Source organism: Isoptericola dokdonensis DS-3, assembly GCF_001636295.1.
GTDB lineage: Bacteria > Actinomycetota > Actinomycetes > Actinomycetales > Cellulomonadaceae > Isoptericola > Isoptericola dokdonensis.
Genome location: NZ_CP014209.1, coordinates 926961 through 945985 on the forward strand (window position 1 = coordinate 926961; position 19025 = coordinate 945985).

The window sequence follows — 19025 nt, forward strand, 5'->3', positions numbered from 1 at the left end:
TCACTCCTCGCACTTGTCCGACTTGGTGATGGTGCAGACCTCGCGGGTGCCGTCGTAGTCGGCGTCCTCGGCGGGCACGAAGCCCCACGCGTCCTCGTCGGTGAGCAGGCAGTCGCCGTCGCAGTAGCCGTGCTCGAGCAGGTAGTCGGCGTTCGCCTTCTCGGTGAGCAGGGTCGCGAGCTGCTCGTTGACGTCCGCGCCGAGCGCGTCGTTCCCGACGAACAGGGATCCCGAGATCGTCGCGGACCGCCAGACCTCCTTGAGGTCGCCGTCCGCGATGTCGCCGGCGTCGGGCAGGGTGTCCTCGACCATCGACTGCATGGCGAACCCGACCTCGCAGTCGCCGGAGGCGACGGCCAGGGCGGAGGCGTCGTGGCCTCCCGCGTACACGGGCTGGACGCCGGCGGCGACGTCCGCCTCGGTGCCGGACTCGATGACCCCGGCGTCGATCAGGCCGGCGCTCGGGTAGAGGAAGCCGGACGTCGAGCCCGGGTCGACGAAGCAGACGGTCTTGCCGGCGAAGTCCTCCAGCCCGTCCACGGCGTCGTTGTCCCCCTGGGTGATGCCGAGGGAGTAGTAGCCGGGCTCGGCGCCCGGCTCCGCGATGACGGCCGCCAGCGGGGTGATCGCGGCGTCGTTGTGGGTGGCGAGCACGTACCCGAAGGACCCGAGGAAGGCGAGGTCGACCTTGTCGGCGATGAGTCCCTCGATGACGCCGGCGTAGTCGGAGGCCTGGCTGACCTCGACCTGCGCGCCCGTCTCCTCCTCGAGCATCGCGATGATCGGCGCGTAGCCCTCGGCGAGGTTCGTCGAGTTCTCCGCCGGGATGGCGCCGAGCCGCAGCACCTCGGGGAATCCCTCGGCGGTGGTGCCGCCGTCGGCGGACGCCGAGCCCAGCGCCCCGCAGCCGGACAGCACGAGGGCTGCGGCGCCGGCGAGCGAGACGGCGGCAAGAGTGGTCCTGGTGTTCAACATGTGTCGTCTCCGGTGCTCGGTCTCCACGTGGACGCCGGATCCGGCGCCGAGAGGAGTCTGTGAGCAGGCAAAGAAGGAACTTCCCCCGGGCGATGAACGCCCGGTGAAACCTCGTTAACCGTCCGGCCAGGTCGTCCGGACAAGATGCGCGCCATGCTCACCACGTCGCCCGCCGCGCACCGCCCGCCCTGGCCGATCGCCGCCCCGCCGGGCGAGTGGACGCTCGCCGGCGTGCACGGGGTCCTGCCCGACCGCGTGGTCGACGACTGCCGGGTCGTCGTGCAGGACGGCCGGATCGTCGAGGTGGGCGAGCGGCCGCACGGCTTCCGGGCCGACCTCGACGGTGGCGGCGCCTGGTGCCTCCCGGCGCTGGTCGACGTGCACACCGACGTCCTCGGGCACGAGCGGCGGCCGCGGCCCGGGGCCGCTCTGCCGCTGGACCTCGCCGTCCGCACCGCCACCGACAGGCTGGCCGCCGGCGGCGTGCTGACCGCCTTCCACGGCGTGCCCTTCGGGGAGCGCACCCCGGTCGGGCTCGCGGCAGGAGCCCCCGGGCCGGGACCGGTGCTGGCGGCGCTGCGCGACCCGGTGGCGACGGCGGAGGGTGCCCGGGTCCTGTTCCGGGTCGACGTCCGGTGCGCCACCGGCCTCGCCGACCTCGAGTCGGCGCTGGCCGACGACGACGGCGACGTCCCGCCGCTCGTCTCCCACGAGGACCACACCCCCGGCATCGGGCAGTACGCCGACCCCGCCACGATGGAGCGCTACCTCGTGGAGCGCGAGGGGATGGCGGCCGCCGACGCGCGATCGCACGTGACGTCCTGGCGGGCGCTGCGCGAGGAACGCTCGGACGTCGCGACCGCGGCCCTGCGGCGGCTCGGCGACTGGGCTCGGGCGGGCAGGATCCGGCTCGCCGGGCACGACCCGCAGACCCGCGCGGACGTCGAGGACCTCGTCGCACGCGGAGGCACCGTCGCGGAGTTCCCCACCACGCTCGAGGCGGCGCGCGCCGCCCGCGAGCACGGGCTGTCCGTGGTCGCGGGCGGACCCAACGCGGTGCGCGGCTCGTCACACACCGCCAACGTCTCGGCCCGCGAGCTGGTCGCGCACGGCCTGGTCGACGCGCTGGCCTCCGACTACGTGCCGTCGTCCCTGCTCATGGCGGTCGAGGTGCTCGTGCGCGAAGGGCTCACCGACCTGCCCGGCGCCGTCCGGCTCGTCACCTCAGGGCCCGCGCGCGCTGCCGGGCTGCACGATCGTGGCGCGCTCGTCCCCGGCGCGCGCGCCGACGTCGTGCTCGTGCGCCGGTCGAACCGCTGGCCCACCGTCGCCGCCGTGCTCCGGGCGCACCAGCACGACGGGTCACCCTCCTGGCGGTGACACCGCCGGCCCGGGGAAGCAGCGGAGCCACGCCCCGGGAGGGGCGTGGCTCCGGAAGACCGGGTGCTGAGCCAGATCAGACGTTGAAGCCCAGCATGCGGAGCTGCTCGCGACCGTCGTCGGTGATCTTCTCCGGGCCCCACGGCGGCATCCACACCCAGTTGATGCGCTGGCCGGTGACGATGCCCTCGAGGGCCTGGGCGGCCTGGTCCTCGATGACGTCGGTCAGCGGGCAGGCCGCGGAGGTGAGCGTCATGTCGATGACGGCGTGCTGGTTCTGGTCGAGCTCGATGCCGTAGATGAGGCCGAGGTCGACGACGTTGATCCCGAGCTCGGGGTCGATGACGTCGCGCAGGGCCTCCTCGACGTCGGCGGCCGTGGTCGGCGCGGGCGCCGGCTCGGTCGTGTTCTCAGTCATCGGTTCCTCCGGTTCGGTGGTCGGGTGCGCCGCTGCGCACCAGGGAGTCCTTCAGCGCGGCCCAGCCGAGCAGCGCGCACTTGATGCGGGCGGGGTACTGCGAGACGCCGGTGAAGGCGTCGGCGTCGCCGAGGGCGTCGAGCGCCGCATCGTCGGCCAGGCCCTTGCCGCGCGAGGCCATGAGGTCGTGGAAGAGGGCGTCGAGGCGGGCGATCTCGGCAAGGTCCTGGCCCTGCACGAGCGTGGTCATGACGGACGCGGACGCCTGCGAGATGGAGCAGCCCTGGCCCTCCCAGGTGACGGCGGCGAGCCGGCTGCCGTCGGGGCCGGGCTCGACGTCGACGCGCAGGGTGATCTCGTCGCCGCAGGTCGGGTTGACCTGGTGGGACTCCCCCGCCAGGTGGCCGGGCGCCACCTCGGTCAGCCCGCGCCCGTGCGGGCGCTTGGCGTGATCGAGGATCACCTGCTGGTACATCTGCTCGAGCGAGCTCACGGTCTTCCTTCCCCGGTCTCCTGACCGAGCGTCCGGTGCCTCTTCGTCTTCTCAGTCCACACCGAAGAACGTTCGCACGCCCTCCAACGCTTCCCGGAACGCGACGACGTCCTCGACGCTGGTGTAGACCGACGCGGACGCGCGGGCGGTGGCCGCGACGCCGAACCGGCGATGCAGGGGCTGGGCGCAGTGGTGACCGACCCGCACGGCGACCCCGCGGTCGTCGAGCACCTGGCCGACGTCGTGGGCGTGCACCCCGTCGACGACGAACGACACCACGGCGATCCGGTCGCGCAGGTCGGTGGGACCGATGACCCGCACGCCGGGGACGTCGGCGATCTTCAGCAGCTCGGCGGCGATCTCCGTCTCGTGGGCGGCGACCTTGTCCATGCCGAGCTCGCCGAGCCACTGCGCGGCGACGCCCATGCCGACGGCCTGGGCGACCATCTGGGTGCCGGCCTCGAAGCGCTGCGGCGGCGGCGCGTAGGTGGTCGCGTCCATGGTGACGACCTCGACCATCGACCCGCCGGTGGTGACGGGCGGCATGGCCTCCAGCAGCTCGCGCCGCCCGTAGAGGGCGCCGACGCCGGTGGGGCCGACCATCTTGTGCGCGCTGAACGCGGCGTAGTCGACGCCGAGGGCGTGCAGGTCGACGGGCAGGTGCGGCACCGACTGGCACGCGTCGAGCACCGTGAGCGCGCCGACCCGGCGGGCCGCCGCGACGAACGTCTCGACGGGGGCGATCGCGCCGGTCACGTTCGAGACGTGCCCGAAGGCGATGACGCGCGTCCGGTCGGTGACGACCCGGTCGAGGGCGTCGACGTCGAGGCGGCCGTCGTCGTCCACGCCGATCCAGCGCAGCACGGCGCCGGTGCGGGCGCACAGCTCCTGCCAGGGCACGAGGTTGGCGTGGTGCTCGGCCTCGGTGACGACGATCTCGTCGCCAGGGACGAGCCGCAGCCGCTCGGCGCCCGCTCCCCCGCGCCCCAGCGACGCGTTGGACAGCGCGTACGTGACGAGGTTGATCGCGGCGGTCGCGCCGGACGTCCAGACGATCTCACCAGGGTCGGCGCCGACGAACGCGGCGACGGCGTCACGCGCCTGCTCGAACGCCTCGGTCGCCTCCTCGGCGACCTGGTGCGCGCCGCGGTGCACGGCCGCGTTGCGCTGCTCGTAGAAGTCGACCTCCGCCTCCAGGACGACGTTCGGCTTCTGCGAGGTGGCCGCCGAGTCCAGGTAGACCAGCGGCCGACCACCCCGGACCGTGCGCCCGAGCAGCGGGAAGTCCGCCCGCACCGCGGCGAGCTCGCGCGCGGTGAAGCGTGCCGTCGGGAGCACGGTTCCGGTGGTGGTCATGACGGCTCCGCTCAGGCCTGGGCGGAGGCCAGGTAGCGGTCGTAGCCCTCGTCCTCGAGCCGCTCGGCGAGCTCGGGGCCGCCCTCCTCGGCGATCTTGCCGTCGACGAAGACGTGCACGAAGTCGGGGGTGATGTAGCGCAGGATGCGCGTGTAGTGCGTGATGAGCAGCACGCCGACGTCGGTGGTGTCCTTGGCGCGGTTGACGCCCTCGGACACGATGCGCAGCGCGTCGACGTCGAGGCCGGAGTCGGTCTCGTCGAGGATCGCGAAGTGCGGCTTGAAGAGCTCCATCTGGAGGATCTCGTGGCGCTTCTTCTCACCGCCGGAGAAGCCCTCGTTCACGGAGCGCTCGGCGAAGGCCGGGTCCATGCGCAGGTTCTCCATCGCACCCTTGACCTCCTTGCCCCAGTGCCGCAGGGCCGGGGCCTCGCCGGAGATGGCGGTCTTGGCGGTGCGCAGGAAGTTCGCGACCGACACGCCCGGCACCTCGACGGGGTACTGCATGGCCAGGAAGAGCCCGGCGCGGGCGCGCTCGTCGACGCTCATCGCCAGGACGTCCTCGCCGTCCAGGGTGACGGTGCCCGAGGTGACCTCGTACTTGGGGTGGCCGGCGAGGGCCGAGGCGAGGGTCGACTTGCCGGAGCCGTTGGGGCCCATGATGGCGTGGGTCTCGCCCGAGTTGATGGTCAGGTCGACGCCGCGCAGGATCGGCTTCGGCCCTTCCTTGGTCTCGACGCTGACGTGCAGGTCGCGGATCTCCAGGGTGGACATCAGGTGGTTCTCCAGGTTCGCTTCACAGAAAGGGGTGTCAGGACGCCACGGCGACGGTCGCGTCGACGTCGACGAGCACGTTGCCGTCCTCGACGCTGACCGGGTAGACGGGCACGGGCTTGATCGCGGGGAGCTGGAGCGGGCGGCCGGTGCGCAGGTCGAACTGCGAACCGTGCAGCCAGCACTCCACCAGGCAGCCCTCGACCTCGCCGTCGGACAGCGACACGGCCCCGTGGGAGCAGACGTCGCTGATGGCGTGGAACTCGCCGTCGGCGTCACGCACGACCGCGACCGGCACGGTCCCGGCGGCGCCGACGAGCTCGACGAGCTTGGCCTCCTCCGGTCCCAGGTCGTCGGTCGTGCAGGCGATCTGCAGGGCCATGGATCAGGCCTCCGCCGCGGGCACGCCGGTGATGACGCTCATCGACTTCTCGAGCTCGGCCTCGATGGAGGCCAGGAGCCGCTCCTGCACGGAGGGCACACCGATCTCCTCGATCAGCTCGGCGAAGAAGCCGCGCACGACGAGGCGACGCGCGTCGGCCTCGGGGATGCCGCGGGCCATGAGGTAGAAGAGCTGCTCGTCGTCGAACCGGCCGGTCGCCGACGCGTGGCCCGCGCCCTCGATCTCGCCGGTCTCGATCTCCAGGTTCGGCACGGAGTCCGCGCGCGCACCGTCGGAGAGCACCAGGTTGCGGTTGAGCTCGTAGGTGTCCGTCGCCTCGGCCTCGGCCTGGATGAGGACGTCGCCCACCCACACCGTGTGCGCGCCGGCACCCTGCAGGGCGCCCTTGTAGGTGACGCGCGACTTGCAGCGCGGCACGGCGTGGTCGACGAACAGGCGGTGCTCCTGGTGCTGGTCGGCGTCCGCGAAGTACAGGCCGACCATCTCGACCTCGCCGCCCTCGGCGGTGAAGGTCGCGTCCGGGGTGAGGCGCACGACGTCGCCGCCGAACGTCACCACGACGTGCTTGAGCTTGGCGTCGCGGCCGATGATCGCGCGGTGCGACGACGCGTGCACGGCGCCGTCGGCCCAGTCCTGGACGGACACGACCGTGAGCTGCGCGCCGTCGCCGACGACGATCTCGACGGTCTGGTCGAGCAGCGCCCGGCCGCGGTGGTCGATGACGACGACCGCCTCGGCGTGCCGCTCGGCCTCGACGAGCAGGTGGCTGGCGGTGGCCTCGTCGGACACGCCGTCGACGCGCACGGACGTGACGGTCGAGGCGACGGCCTCGGCGGGCACCGTGACGACGGTCGCCTGCGCGATCGCGTTCCACGCGGTGACGGCGGCGCGGTCGCCGGGCTTGCCGGCGCGGCCGAGGCGGGCGTCGTCGCGACCGACGGTCTCGACCTTCACCTCGGGGGCGGCGTCGACGGAGACGGTCACGCCGTCGGCGCCGAGCGTCTCGGCGAACAGCGGCTGGAGGCGGGCCACCGGGGAGAAGCGCCACTCCTCCTCACGACCGGACGGGACCGGGATGTCCGCGAGGTCGAAGGAGGTGACGCGCTCCGCGCGCGAGCCGGCGGGCACCACGCCGTGGGAGTGGGCGCCGTCGGCGACGGCGCGCGAGTGGTCCGTCGTGAGATCTGTGGTTGCGGTCATTTCAGCCGACGGACCCTTCCATCTGCAGCTCGATGAGGCGGTTGAGCTCGAGGGCGTACTCCATGGGCAGCTCGCGCGCGATGGGCTCGACGAACCCGCGCACGATCATCGCCATGGCCTCGGTCTCGTCCATGCCTCGGGACATGAGGTAGAACAGCTGGTCCGCGCTCACCTTGGACACCGTCGCCTCGTGCCCCATGGACACGTCGTCCTCGCGGACGTCGACGTACGGGTAGGTGTCGGACCGGGAGATCTGGTCGACCAGCAGGGCGTCGCACAGCACGGTGGACGCGGAGTGCGAGGCGCCCTCGAGCACCTGCACCAGGCCGCGGTACGACGTGCGGCCACCGCCGCGGGCCACCGACTTGGAGACGATGGAGCTCGACGTGTGCGGTGCGGCGTGCACCATCTTGGCGCCGGCGTCCTGGTGCTGGCCCTCGCCCGCGAAGGCGATGGACAGCGTCTCGCCCTTGGCGTGCTCGCCGAGCAGGTAGATCGCCGGGTACTTCATCGTCACCTTGGAGCCGATGTTGCCGTCGACCCACTCCATGGTCGCGCCGGCCTCGGCCGTCGCGCGCTTGGTGACGAGGTTGTACACGTTGTTCGACCAGTTCTGGATGGTCGTGTACCGCACGCGGGCGTTCTTCTTGACGATGATCTCGACGACCGCGGAGTGCAGCGAGTCCGACGAGTAGATCGGCGCGGTGCAGCCCTCGACGTAGTGCACGTAGGAGCCCTCGTCGGCGATGATCAGCGTCCGCTCGAACTGGCCCATGTTCTCCGTGTTGATGCGGAAGTAGGCCTGCAGCGGGATCTCGACGTGCACGCCCGGCGGGACGTAGACGAACGAGCCGCCCGACCAGACGGCCGAGTTCAGCGCGGAGAACTTGTTGTCACCGGCGGGGATGACGGTGCCGAAGTACTCCTCGAACAGCTCGGGGTACTCGCGCAGCCCGGTGTCGGTGTCGACGAAGATGACGCCCTGGGCCTCCAGGTCCTCGCGGATCTGGTGGTAGACGACCTCGGACTCGTACTGGGCGGCGACGCCGGCGACCAGGCGCTGCTTCTCCGCCTCGGGGATGCCGAGACGGTCGTAGGTCGCGCGGATGTCCTCGGGGAGGTCCTCCCAGCTCGCGGCCTGCTTCTCCGTCGAGCGCACGAAGTACTTGATGCGGTCGAAGTCGATGCCGGTGAGGTCGGCGCCCCAGCTCGGCATGGGCTTCTTGTCGAACAGCCGCAGCGCCTTGAGGCGCGCCTTGAGCATCCACTCGGGCTCCTTCTTGAGCGCGGAGATGTTCTTGACGACGTCCTCGTTGAGGCCGCGCTTCGCGGACTCGCCGGCGGCGTCGCTGTCGCGCCAGCCGTACTCGTAGGCACCGATCGAGGCGATGATCTCCTCGTCGCTGCGCTGCTCCGGAGCCGCCTGGGCGGCGTCCTGCGTGGGAGCGCTCATCGTGATCCTTCCTGCGTACCGCGGGTGCGGCCGGCGGGGGTGGGGGGAGCAAGCGGGACGTTGGTGACGCAGGCGTGCGCGCCGCCTGCGAGGGTGGCGAGCCGCTGGACGTGGGTCCCGAGCAGCCGGGCGAAGGCGTTCGCCTCGGCCTCGCACAGCTCGGGGAAGTCCTCGGCGGCGTGCTGCACCGGGCAGTGGCCCTGGCACAGCTGCACGACGGGCACCTGGGGGCCGACGACGGGCCGCACGGAGGCGGCGTAGCCGTCGGCGGCCAGCAGCTCGGCGAGCTGCTCGGCGCGGGCGTGCGGGTCGGTTCCGGTCAGGCGCGGGGCGTACCGGCGCACCACGGCCTCGTTGCGCTCGGCCGCGAACGCGGCGACCGCCTCGTCCCCGGCCGTCTGCCGCAGGAAGCGCATCGCCTGGGTGGCGAGCTCGACGTCCTCGCCGCCGAGCTCGGACTGACCGGTGGTGGAGACGACGTACCGGCGCGCGGGGCGGCCCCGACGCCGGTCGTTGCGGCCGGCGTCGCGCACCGCGACGGTGCCGTCCTGCTCGAGGCAGGCGAGGTGGCGCCGGACGGCGGCGGAGGTGAGCTGCAGCCGGGCGGCCAGCTCGGACGCCGAGACGGGGCCCTCGCTGGCGACGAGCTCGAGCACGCGGCGGCGCGTCCCCTCGGTGTCCGCCGCGGTCGGCGGCACGCCGACGGGTGCAGGTGCGGGTGCCACGTGCTCACCTCCGGTTCGCCCTCGGGACCGGCCGGGAGCGACCCGGCCGACGTCATCGATATAGGCAACATCCTTGTTGCGTAATCGCCCTTGTCAAGCAAGGCATGCCTCACCGAAGGCACGGAGCCGCTGGTCACGGCACCGCCTGCGACGTACGTCACAGAGGTTTCACACCCGCGTCATCCCCCCGTCACTCCCCGACGACCTCGCCCTCGATGACGTCGTGGTCGGCGTCCGGCGGCGCCTGCTTGCCCAGCGCCCGCATCTTCAGCCCGAGCGCCACCAGCATCACGCCGATCGCGACCGCGAACAGCCCCACCACGACCGACATGAACTCGATGGTCTCGCTGGGCCGCACCAGGCAGACGACGGCGAGCGCCACGAAGAGCAGGCCGGACACCAGGCTCCACACCCACGACCCGCCGCCGCGGCTGCGCAGCGCGAACGCCGCGAAGATCTGCAGGAGCCCGAACAGCATCGCCCAGATGGCGATGAGGGCGAGCACCAGCGCGAGGGTGACGCCGGGCAGGAACAGCATGACGGCACCGAACACGATCGCCACGACGCCGATGCCCGTGTTCACCGAGCCCGCCTGCGAACCGCGGCGGCGCAGGCCGTCGACCAGGCTCACGATGCCGTCGACGATGACGAACGCTCCGAAGACCTGCACGAGCAGCCCGGGGGTCTTGTCGGGGAGGAACACGGCCAGGAGGCCGAAGACCACGGCCAGGACACCGCGGATCACCGGCCAGTACCAGAGGCGCCGTGCCATCCGGGCCAGGTCGGCCGGCTGTGCGAACGTGTAGTAGGTCATCGTCTCTCCCGCTCTGCTCGACTCGTAGAATCCTCGGGTGCCCACCACCGTCCCGCCAGTCGAGGCTGCCGTCGTCGTGCACCGGCTGCGCAAGACCTACGGGGGCCGGGACGTCGTCGACGGCCTCGACCTGCACGCGTCCGCCGGTGCGGTGACCGCGGTGCTCGGGCCGAACGGGGCGGGCAAGACGACCACCGTCGAGTGCTGCGAGGGGCTGCGCTCCCCCGACGGCGGCTCCGTGCGGGTGCTCGGGCTGGACCCCGTCGCCGACGCCGTGGCCCTGCGACCCCGGGTCGGCGTCATGCTCCAGGACGGCGGGCTGCCGACGGGCGTGCGCGCCCTGGAGATGCTCCGGCACGTCGCGTCGATGTACGCGGCCCCGCGCGACGTCGGCGAGCTCGCCGAGCGCCTCGGGCTGCACGCGTTCGCCCGCACCACCGTGCGGCGACTGTCCGGCGGGCAGCGGCAGCGCCTCGCGCTGGCCGCGGCGGTCGTCGGCCGCCCCGAGGTGGTCTTCCTCGACGAGCCGAGCGCCGGGATGGACCCGCAGTCGCGGCACGCCGTGTGGGAGCTCGTGCGCGAGCTGCGCGCGGACGGCGTCGCCGTCGTCCTGACGACGCACCTCATGGACGAGGCGGAGGACCTCGCGGACCGGGTGCACGTCGTCGACCACGGCCGCGTCATCGCCTCCGGATCGGTCCCCGAGCTCCTCGCGGCGGACGCCGACGGACCGGCACCCACCGTGCGACTCGACGCCACGGACGACCTCGACGTCGCGACGCTGACGGCGGACCTGACGGCGGCGCTGCCCGGCACGACCTGGCAGGTGACCCGCACCGACCCCGGCACCTACCAGGTGTCCGGGCCCACGTCCCCCGCGGCCGTCGCCGCGGTCGCCGCGGGCCTCGCCGCCCAGGACGTCCTGGTCCGGCGCCTGGGCGTCGGGCGGCGCACGCTCGAAGACGTGTTCCTCGACCTCACCGGACGGCACCTGCGATGACGACGCCTGCCCCCGCCCCCGCGACACCGTCCCCCGGCGCCGCGCCCGCGTACCGCCGGGTCGCCGCCCAGGCGTCCTTCGAGACACGGGCGATCCTGCGCAACGGCGAGCAGCTGCTCGTCACGATCGTCGTGCCGGTGATGCTGCTCGTCGGCCTGGTGCGCACGTCGTTCGTCGAGCTCGACACCGGCGGCGCGACCCGCGTCGACTTCGTCACCCCGGGGGTCCTCGCGCTGGCCTGCGTCACCACCGCGTTCACCTCGCAGTCCATCGCGACGGCTTTCGACCGCCGCAACGGCGTGCTGCGCCTGCTCGCCACGACACCGCTCGGCCGCGGTGGGCTGCTCGCCGGGAAGGTGCTCGGCGTGCTCGCGGTCGAGGTCGTCCAGGTCGCCGTCGTCACGGTCGTCGCGCTCACGCTCGGGTGGCAGCCCGCGCCCGGCGGGATCCTGCCCGCGGCCGCGCTGCTCCTGCTCGGCACGGCCGCGTTCACGGCCCTGGCGCTGCTGCTCGCCGGGACCCTGCGCGCCGAGGGCGTCCTCGCGGTGGCGAACCTCGTGCTGGTCCTGCTGGTCGTGGGCGGCGGGCTGATCGTGCCGCCGTCGGAGCTGCCCGGCGTCCTGGCGCACGTCGCCGCGTTCCTGCCCTCGGGGGCGCTCGGCGAGGGCCTGCGCGGTGCCCTGCTGGGCACGGGCGTGCCCCCGCTGAGCGTCATGGTGCTGCTCGCCTGGACCGCCGCCTTCGGGGCCGGGGCGAGCCGCCTGTTCCGCTGGCACTGACCCCCTCGCAGCCCGCACCGCGCCCTCGCGCGCGGCCGCCGGCGGGGCCAATCTCACAGCCCTCGGCCCCCGGGGCCGCCGGGAGCGCGTGACGGCGGGCACTACCGTGGACCCGTGAGCACCCCCGCCCCCGCCGAGCCCGTGCGCATCACGTCCGACCCCGCCGACGCCCCCGACCGGTTCGCCCGCTTCCGCGGGTGGACCCGCGGAGTGCTGGTGGCGAACGTCGTCGCGCAGATCGGCATCATCGTCACCGGCGGCGCCGTCCGCCTCACCGACTCCGGCCTCGGGTGCTCCACCTGGCCGCACTGCGAGCCCGGCAGCTTCACCCCCGTGCTGCACGAGGCGACGAGCATCCACCCGTACATCGAGTTCGGCAACCGGCTCCTGACGTTCGTGCTGGCCGCCGTCGCCGTCGCCGTGCTGGTGCTCGTGTGGACCGACCGTCGGCGCTCCCCGGAGTACCGCGCCCTCGGCTTCGTGCCGATCGCCGGGGTGGTGGCGCAGGCCCTCATCGGTGGCGTCGTCGTCCTGCTCCACCTGCACCCCGGCTGGGTCTCGCTGCACTTCGGGGTCTCCGCGGCGCTCGTCTGGTTCAGCGCGTACCTGCTGCACCGGCACGGCGAGGGCGACGGTCCTCCCGTCCCGGTCGGGCCACGCGCCCTCCGCGTCGCCGGGTGGCTGCTCACCGCCCTCATGGCGGCCGTCGTGATCCTCGGGGTGCTCGTCACCGGCGCCGGCCCCCACTCCGGCGACACCACGGTCGGCTACCGCCTCGCGCTCGACCCGTACCTCATGACGCGGGCGCACTCCGCGACGGTCTGGCTCTTCGTCGCCGTCCTCGTCGCGCTCCTGGTCATGCTGCACCGGCTGCCGCGACGCGAGGGCGCCGACGTCGACGCGCTCGGCGGGGCCCGCCGCGCCGCCTGGCTGCTGGTCGTCGTCACGCTCTCCCAGGGGCTGGTCGGCTACGTCCAGTACTTCACCGGCCTGCCGGAGATCCTCGTGGCCGTGCACATGCTCGGCGCCGGGGTGCTCGTCTGGGCCACCGCTCGCACCGTCCTGCGGCTGCGCACCCGCGCCTGAGACGCGCACGCCAGAAGGCCGGTCCCTCGATGAGGGACCGGCCTTCTGTGTCCGGACGAGCGGCCGTGGGCTCTCGCCACCGATCGGTCAGTCGGGCAGCGTGCCCCGCCGGTGCGGCCACGGGGCGTCCACCGTGCGCAGCGACGACCAGCCGCCCGCCCGGCTCGCGGCGGCGGCCAGCAGGCCGACCACGGTGGCAGGGTTGTGGATCTCGCCGGCCAGCGTCAGGGCGACCGCCTCGTCGAGCGGCACCCAGCGGGTGACGATCTCCGCCTCTTCGCCGGAGCGCTCGTGCCGCTCCCCCTCGGGGACCTCCGCCACACCGCGGGCGAGGAAGACGCGCAGCGCTTCGTTGCTCGCCCCCGGGGTGGTGGCGAAGTCGACCAGCACGTCCCAGCGGGAAGCCGTGAGGTCCGCCTCCTCGGCGAGCTCGCGCGCCGCGGCGTCCACCGCAGGCTCCCCCACGACGTCGAGCAGCCCGGCCGGGATCTCCCACATGAGGGTCCGCACCGGGTGCCGGTACTGGCGCAGCAGGAGCACCCGGTCCTCGTCGTCCAGCACGACCACGGCCACCGCTCCCGGGTGGTCGAGGTACTCGCGGGACACCGTCCCGGCGTCCCCGAGGTCCACCCGGTCGCGCACGAGGTCGAAGATCGCACCGGAGTGCAGGACCTCCCGGTCGGTCACCCGCCGCGGCTCGACCCGGTCCCCGACGCCGTCGGTCGCGGGCCCCGCCGTCACGCGCCGACGCCCTGGCGGACCAGCGCCGCGGCGACGAGGCCCTTGAACAGCGGGTGCGAGCCCGTGGGGCGCGACATGAACTCCGGGTGCGCCTGGGTGCTCACGTAGTACGGGTGGACGTCGGACGGCAGCTCGACGAACTCCACCAGGTTGCCGTCCGGCGACGTGCCGGAGATGCGCAGGCCGGCCTCCTCGAGGCGGTCGCGGTACTGGTTGTTCACCTCGTAGCGGTGCCGGTGCCGCTCGGAGACCTCGGTGGCGCCGTACGTCTTCGCGACGACCGAGTCGTCGGCGAGGCTCGCGGTGTACGCGCCGAGGCGCATGGTGCCGCCCAGGTCGCCGTCGCCGCCCACGATCGCGAGCTGCTCCGCCATCGTCGCGATGACGGGGTTGGCCGAGTCGGCGTCGAACTCCGTGGACGACGCGTCCGCGAGGCCCAGCACGTTGCGGGCGTACTCGATGACCATCGACTGCAGGCCCAGGCAGATGCCGAGCGTCGGCACGAGGTTCTCGCGCGCCCACCGCAGGGCGCCGACCTTGCCGTCGATGCCGCGCACGCCGAACCCGCCCGGCACGAGGATCGCGTCGACCCCGGACAGCGCCTCCTGGGCGCCCTCGGGGGTCTGGCAGTCGTCGGCGGCGATCCAGCGGATCGCGACGCGCGTGTCGTTGTCGAACCCGCCCGCGCGCAGGGCCTCGGTCACCGACAGGTAGGCGTCGGGCAGGTCGATGTACTTGCCGACCAGCGCGATCTCGACGTTGTGCTCCGGCTCGTGCACGCGCTCGAGCAGGCGGTTCCAGCCACCCCACTCGACGTCGTGGAACGGCAGGTCCAGGCGACGCACCACGTACGCGTCGAGGCCCTCGGAGTGCAGCACCCGCGGGATGTCGTAGATGCTCGGCGCGTCGGCGGCGTTCACGACGGCCTCGTTGTCGACGTCGCACATGAGCGCGATCTTGCGCTTGATGCCCTCCGGCACCACGCGGTCGGAGCGGAGCACGATCGCGTCCGGCTGGATGCCGATGGAGCGCAGCGCGGCGACGGAGTGCTGCGTCGGCTTGGTCTTCAGCTCGCCCGACGGACCGATGTACGGCACGAGCGAGACGTGCAGGAAGAAGCAGTCGTCCCGGCCGAGCTCGTGGCGCACCTGGCGGGCCGCCTCGAGGAACGGCTGCGACTCGATGTCGCCGACGGTGCCGCCGATCTCGGTGATGATCACGTCGACCTCGGGCCCGGCCTGGTCGCGCATGCGCGCCTTGATCTCGTCGGTGATGTGCGGGATGACCTGCACGGTGTCGCCGAGGTACTCGCCGCGGCGCTCCTTGGCGATGACGCGGGAGTAGACCTGGCCGGTGGTGACGTTCGACGACGCGGGCAGCTCGACGTCGAGGAACCGCTCGTAGTGGCCGATGTCCAGGTCCGTCTCGGCGCCGTCGGCGGTGACGAACACCTCGCCGTGCTGGAACGGGTTCATCGTGCCCGGGTCCACGTTGAGGTACGGGTCGAGCTTCTGCATCGTGACGCGCAGGCCGCGGGAGCGGAGCAGGCGGCCGAGGGACGACGCCGTCAGGCCCTTGCCGAGCGAGGAGGCCACACCGCCCGTCACGAAGATGTGGCGCGTCTGGTGCGTGGCACCGGCGCGGTGGGAACGGGACGAGGTTCGGTTCTGGGTGTCAGCCACGGAACTCCATGCTATCCGAGGTCTCCCCCCTCGGCGTGCCGGAACCGCCCTCCGGCGCCGTGCCGTGGGGCACACGGCGCGCACGGCGGCCCCGCGCCGCAGCGCGCCGGTCCCGCGGTCAGCGGCGCAGCATCCGACGGCCCGTCGACGCCAACCGGGAGCGCACGTCCCGGTCCGTCGCACCGGCGACGAGCAGCACCACCACGACGGCGACGAGTCCCGCGAGCAGCCCGAGCCCGACGTCGACGGCCGCCGCGGCGGGGTCGAACGGTGTGCTCACCGGGTTGCCGCCGGCCGGTCCAGCGGCGACCGTGCGGTCCGTCACCGGCACCGCCCAGCGCCCGAGGACGGCACCGACCCCGCCGGCGACCACGACGACGGCGAGCGTCCGCCAGACCCGGTCGAGCGCGCCGCGCCCCAGACGGGACCGGACCGCGGCCAGGAGCCCGACGCCGGCGACCACCATGCCGACGGTGGTGGCTCCGCCGAGCCAGGCCAGCACGTCCTCCTGCGTGCTGCCGGTCGCGGGGTCCGCCCCGGCGAACATCGGGACGGCGAGCCACGCACCGAGCGCGGCAACGCCCCAGCCGAGCACCGTCGCGACGACGGCGGGCCGACCGCCGTCCACGGCGTACAGCACGCGGGAGAGCTGCAGGATGAGGGCATAGCCGACCAGCCCGGGGGCCATCCACGTGAGCGTCCCGGCCAGCCCGTCCGCATCGCCGTGCTCGATGACGAGGTCGAAGACGTTCTCGACGAGCGGGGCGGCGGCCACCAGGGCGGCCGCACCCGCGGCCGAGACCACGACGAGGACCCGCGTCGTAGAGGACACCAGGCGGCCCAGGTCGTCGTGGAGCCGCTGCGCGGCGAGCTCGGAGAACCGCGGGAACGCGCTCGTCGCGATGGGGAACGCGAGCACGGCGTAGGGCAGGAAGTACACCTGCTGGGCGTAGAGGAAGATCGTCCAGGCCCCGGGGCCGCCCGCCTCGTTGGCGGCGGTCATGGTGGCGAGCAGGGCGAGCTGCTGGGCGACCAGCGCCCCCAGCCCGGCCGAGGCCAGCCGCGCCGCGCGCCGTCCCTCGCCGTCGGGGAACCGGAGCGTCGGGCGCAGCCGCAGCCCGGTGCGCAGCACCGGGACGACCAGCGGCAGCGCCAGGAACGCCACGCCCGCCGTCGTGCCCCAGGCCAGCCAGCCCAGGGCCTGCGACGTCAGCTCGGCGACATCCTGCTGGTTGCCGTCGGCGAGCGCACCGAACCGGGCGTAGACGCCGATGACGACGAGGCTGGACACCAGCGGGGCGAACGCCGGCCAGAAGAACCGGTTGTGCGCCTGGAGCATCCCGCCGAGCACGACCGCCAGCCCGTACAGCGGGACCTGCACGGCGAACACCCGCAGGAAGTCCGCGGCGACCGCGGTGTCGACGGGGTCGGAGAGCCGGAGCAGGCCGGCGATCGGGTCCGCGAGCAGCGCCATGACACCGGCGAGCGGCACGAGCACGACCAGCGTCCAGCCGAGCAGCGCCGACGCCGTGCGCGACGCCTTCTCGCGGTCGCCGCGCACCAGGTAGCCGGACAGCAGCGGCACGACGGCCCCGGCCAGCGCACCGCCCGCGGCGACCTCGAACAGGACGTTCGGCAGCAGGTTCGCGGCGTTGAACGGCGCGTCCACACCACCGGTGCCGAGGTACTTCGCCTGGGCGAGCCATCGCCCGAACCCGACGACCCGGCTGGCGAGCGTGACGACGGTGATGAGGGCCGCCGCCCCGGCGAGCGTCGTGGCGGCGCGGCGCCCGCCGGTCCCGCTCACCCGGTCGGGCCCGCGCCCGGCGTCGGGTCCGGCTCCACGGCCGGCGCGACGGGTGTCGCCGGCTCGGCGGGCCGGCGACCGATCGCGTCGATCCTGCGCAGCCATCCCGTGCGCTCGACGACGGCGGAGAAGCTCACCTTCTCCGAGGCGAGCGTGAGGGCGACGACGCCGCCGAGAGCCACGACCCGGGCGGCGCGGGGAGCACCGAGCGCCCACCGGGCGCCGACCCACGCACCCAGGGCGTTGGCGCCGCCGTCGCCGAGCATGTCCCGCTCCCCCAGGTCGGCCGGGGCGGCGACCGCCGCCGTGCCGAGCAGCGCGCCGGTCCCCGCCGCTCCGGGCGCCGCGACGACCGGCAGGGAGAGCAGCGCCGACGCCTTGAGGGCGCGCCCCGGACGCAGGTCGAGCAGGTTGACGAGGTTCGCCGTCCCGGCCACGAGCGCGCCGTTGACGACGACGTCCGTCACGTGCCCGGCGACGCTCCCCCGCCGCGGCGTGCCGACGGCCGCGGCGAGCAGCGCGGAGGCCCCGATACCGAGGACTTTCAGCCCGCCCGTGGTCAGGCGGCCCTGAGCCAGTGCACCGAGGTGACCGCGCAGCCCCTTCGTCCGGGTGGTCGTGTCCTCCGCGAGGTCGTCCACCACGCCGAACGCGCCCGCCGCCGACGTGGCGAGGGCGGTGGCAGCCCGCGCCCTACCGGCGCCCGGCCCGACCAGCGTGCCGGCGACCAGGCCCGCGGCCACCGCAGGTCCCTCGAGCATCGAGACGGGCTCCCCACGATGGTTCGTGCGGGTCCACCGCTCCACGCCGCCGGGCACCGAGCCGGCGAGCCCGCGCCGGACGACAGCCGTCGTGGCGGCGCCGACCACGGCCGCGAGGCCCGTGCGCAGCACGCCCATCAGGAGCCCTCGCCGTCGGTGCCGTCCGTCCCGGTCGCGGCCCGGTCGGCGAGGTCCACGGCCGGGGGCACGACGACCGCGTCGTCCTCGAACCCGTACTGCCCGACCTCGCCCACGTACTGCGCGGCCAGCGCCAGCGGGACGTTGAGCCGCATGACCTCCTGCTCCAGGCCGCTGACGGTGCTCAGCACCCCCGTCGCGGCCTCGTCGGAGCGCAGGGCCGAGACCAGGTCGCCCTCGGCCACCGTCGGGCCCGCCACCACGACGGTGCCCGCCGCCGCCTGCATCGCGAGCACCGCGCCGACCTCGTCGACGTCCTCCGGGACCTCCGACGACTCCGTCGACTCGACGCCCTCCTCCTCGATGCCGGCCGACAGCAGCAGCACGGCCTCCGCGGGCGCCGACGGCGCGAACCGCGAGTCGACCAGACCCACCTGCGACAGCAGCTGGTAGAGCTCGACGGCCCGGGTGCTGCGGCTCTCCGACCCCTCGCCGTCCGCCTCGGTCAGCGCCACGCCCAGGACCGTGCCGAGCACCTGCGCGGTCGTCGCGTCGTCCTCGACCATGCCGTCGAGCTGGCCGCGCTGACCGTCGGCCACGGTGCCGCGCAGCACCGCGTCCCCGGCCGACGTCCACGCCTCCGTCATCGACGACTGCGCCACGACCCGGGCACCGGCGGCCTCGAGCTGGGACACGACCTCCGCCTCGCGGGTCCCCGACACCTTGCCGACGTCCACGACCGCGACGCGCACGTCCTGCAACGAGCCCTCGACGAGCTCGGCGCCCGCGGCGAGCGCGTACGCGCTCTGCTCGTCGAGGGTGACCTGCGCCTCCGTCAGGGAGTCGCGCAGGGCGGTGCGCTCGACCCGCAGCGCCTCCACCTGGTCGGTGAGCTGGTCGCCGATGGCGTTCTGCAGAGGGCCGGCGCCCAGGATGATGCCGACCGCGAGCGCCAGGAAGACGGAGATCAGCGAGACGAGGTGGTACCGGAAGTCGATCACGGCGTGCGGGTGCTCCTTGGTTCGGGTGAGGGTCGTCGGG

General features: G+C 73.7%; 19 protein-coding genes. 4 read left to right on the top strand and 15 right to left on the bottom strand.

Going from position 1 to position 19025, the window contains the following annotated elements:
• A complete protein-coding gene (locus I598_RS04435) occupies positions 1-975 on the bottom strand; it encodes a phosphate/phosphite/phosphonate ABC transporter substrate-binding protein (protein ID WP_068201634.1) in 975 nt (324 codons plus the stop codon).
• Between the two features lie 153 nt (positions 976-1128).
• Here I598_RS04435 and I598_RS04440 point away from each other — a divergent pair, with 153 nt between their 5' ends.
• A complete protein-coding gene (locus I598_RS04440) occupies positions 1129-2355 on the top strand; it encodes an alpha-D-ribose 1-methylphosphonate 5-triphosphate diphosphatase (RefSeq protein WP_083973528.1) in 1227 nt (408 codons plus the stop codon).
• Between the two features lie 76 nt (positions 2356-2431).
• Here I598_RS04440 and I598_RS04445 read toward each other — a convergent pair whose 3' ends face one another.
• The 9 genes from I598_RS04445 to I598_RS04485 form a co-directional block, all read right to left on the bottom strand.
• A complete protein-coding gene (locus I598_RS04445; protein WP_068201637.1) occupies positions 2432-2773 on the bottom strand; it encodes a metal-sulfur cluster assembly factor in 342 nt (113 codons plus the stop codon).
• Complete coding sequence (gene sufU / locus I598_RS04450; RefSeq protein ID WP_068201642.1) at positions 2766-3266, bottom strand: Fe-S cluster assembly sulfur transfer protein SufU; 501 nt, start codon at positions 3264-3266, stop codon at positions 2766-2768. The genes I598_RS04445 and sufU overlap by 8 nt, the downstream gene beginning before the upstream one ends.
• 51 nt (positions 3267-3317) lie before the next feature.
• Positions 3318-4622 (bottom strand): cysteine desulfurase, encoded by a 1305-nt coding sequence (locus I598_RS04455; RefSeq protein ID WP_068201644.1) that lies wholly within the window; start codon positions 4620-4622, stop codon positions 3318-3320.
• A gap of 11 nt (positions 4623-4633) precedes the next feature.
• The gene (gene sufC / locus I598_RS04460; protein ID WP_068201648.1) at positions 4634-5395 is read right to left on the bottom strand and encodes a Fe-S cluster assembly ATPase SufC; all 762 of its coding nucleotides are present in this window, start codon (positions 5393-5395) and stop codon (positions 4634-4636) included.
• Between the two features lie 37 nt (positions 5396-5432).
• Positions 5433-5777: a non-heme iron oxygenase ferredoxin subunit gene (locus I598_RS04465; protein ID WP_068201650.1), complete on the bottom strand. Its 345-nt coding sequence runs from the start codon at positions 5775-5777 to the stop codon at positions 5433-5435.
• A 3-nt stretch (positions 5778-5780) separates the two neighbouring features.
• The gene (gene sufD, locus I598_RS04470) at positions 5781-6998 is read right to left on the bottom strand and encodes a Fe-S cluster assembly protein SufD (RefSeq protein ID WP_068201654.1); all 1218 of its coding nucleotides are present in this window, start codon (positions 6996-6998) and stop codon (positions 5781-5783) included.
• Between the two features lies 1 nt (position 6999).
• Positions 7000-8451, bottom strand: coding sequence for a Fe-S cluster assembly protein SufB (gene sufB, locus I598_RS04475; RefSeq protein ID WP_068201656.1), 1452 nt, complete (start codon positions 8449-8451; stop codon positions 7000-7002).
• Complete coding sequence (locus I598_RS04480; protein ID WP_068201658.1) at positions 8448-9176, bottom strand: helix-turn-helix transcriptional regulator; 729 nt, start codon at positions 9174-9176, stop codon at positions 8448-8450. The genes sufB and I598_RS04480 overlap by 4 nt, the downstream gene beginning before the upstream one ends.
• Before the next feature lie 190 nt (positions 9177-9366).
• Positions 9367-9990, bottom strand: a complete 624-nt coding sequence (locus I598_RS04485) for an HdeD family acid-resistance protein (protein WP_068201659.1) — start codon at positions 9988-9990, stop codon at positions 9367-9369.
• 37 nt (positions 9991-10027) lie between these two features.
• Here I598_RS04485 and I598_RS04490 point away from each other — a divergent pair, with 37 nt between their 5' ends.
• The 3 genes from I598_RS04490 (at position 10028) to I598_RS04500 (ending at position 12855) form a co-directional block, all read left to right on the top strand.
• On the top strand, positions 10028-10990 hold the full coding sequence (locus tag I598_RS04490; RefSeq protein WP_068201661.1) for an ABC transporter ATP-binding protein: 963 nt from the start codon (positions 10028-10030) through the stop codon (positions 10988-10990).
• Positions 10987-11769 (top strand): ABC transporter permease, encoded by a 783-nt coding sequence (locus I598_RS04495; protein ID WP_068201663.1) that lies wholly within the window; start codon positions 10987-10989, stop codon positions 11767-11769. The genes I598_RS04490 and I598_RS04495 overlap by 4 nt, the downstream gene beginning before the upstream one ends.
• Before the next feature lie 114 nt (positions 11770-11883).
• Positions 11884-12855 carry a COX15/CtaA family protein gene (locus tag I598_RS04500; protein WP_232314261.1) on the top strand — a complete coding sequence of 324 codons (972 nt, stop codon included), beginning with the start codon at positions 11884-11886 and terminating at the stop codon, positions 12853-12855.
• Between the two features lie 87 nt (positions 12856-12942).
• Here the strand turns inward: I598_RS04500 and I598_RS04505 are convergent, their stop codons facing one another.
• The 5 genes from I598_RS04505 to I598_RS04525 all read right to left on the bottom strand — a co-directional run bounded on the left by I598_RS04505 (position 12943) and on the right by I598_RS04525 (position 18985).
• A complete protein-coding gene (locus I598_RS04505; protein ID WP_068201665.1) occupies positions 12943-13596 on the bottom strand; it encodes an NUDIX domain-containing protein in 654 nt (217 codons plus the stop codon).
• Positions 13593-15278 carry a CTP synthase gene (locus I598_RS04510; protein WP_068201667.1) on the bottom strand — a complete coding sequence of 562 codons (1686 nt, stop codon included), beginning with the start codon at positions 15276-15278 and terminating at the stop codon, positions 13593-13595. Before I598_RS04510 ends, I598_RS04505 begins: the two co-directional genes overlap by 4 nt.
• 118 nt (positions 15279-15396) lie before the next feature.
• Positions 15397-17085 carry a murein biosynthesis integral membrane protein MurJ gene (gene murJ / locus I598_RS04515; RefSeq protein ID WP_068204927.1) on the bottom strand — a complete coding sequence of 563 codons (1689 nt, stop codon included), beginning with the start codon at positions 17083-17085 and terminating at the stop codon, positions 15397-15399.
• Positions 17082-17984: a hypothetical protein gene (locus tag I598_RS04520; RefSeq protein WP_068201669.1), complete on the bottom strand. Its 903-nt coding sequence runs from the start codon at positions 17982-17984 to the stop codon at positions 17082-17084. Before I598_RS04520 ends, murJ begins: the two co-directional genes overlap by 4 nt.
• Entirely contained in the window at positions 17984-18985 is a 1002-nt protein-coding gene (locus I598_RS04525) for a copper transporter (protein ID WP_068201672.1), read from the bottom strand. Before I598_RS04525 ends, I598_RS04520 begins: the two co-directional genes overlap by 1 nt.
• Between the last annotated feature and the right edge of the window lie 40 nt (positions 18986-19025).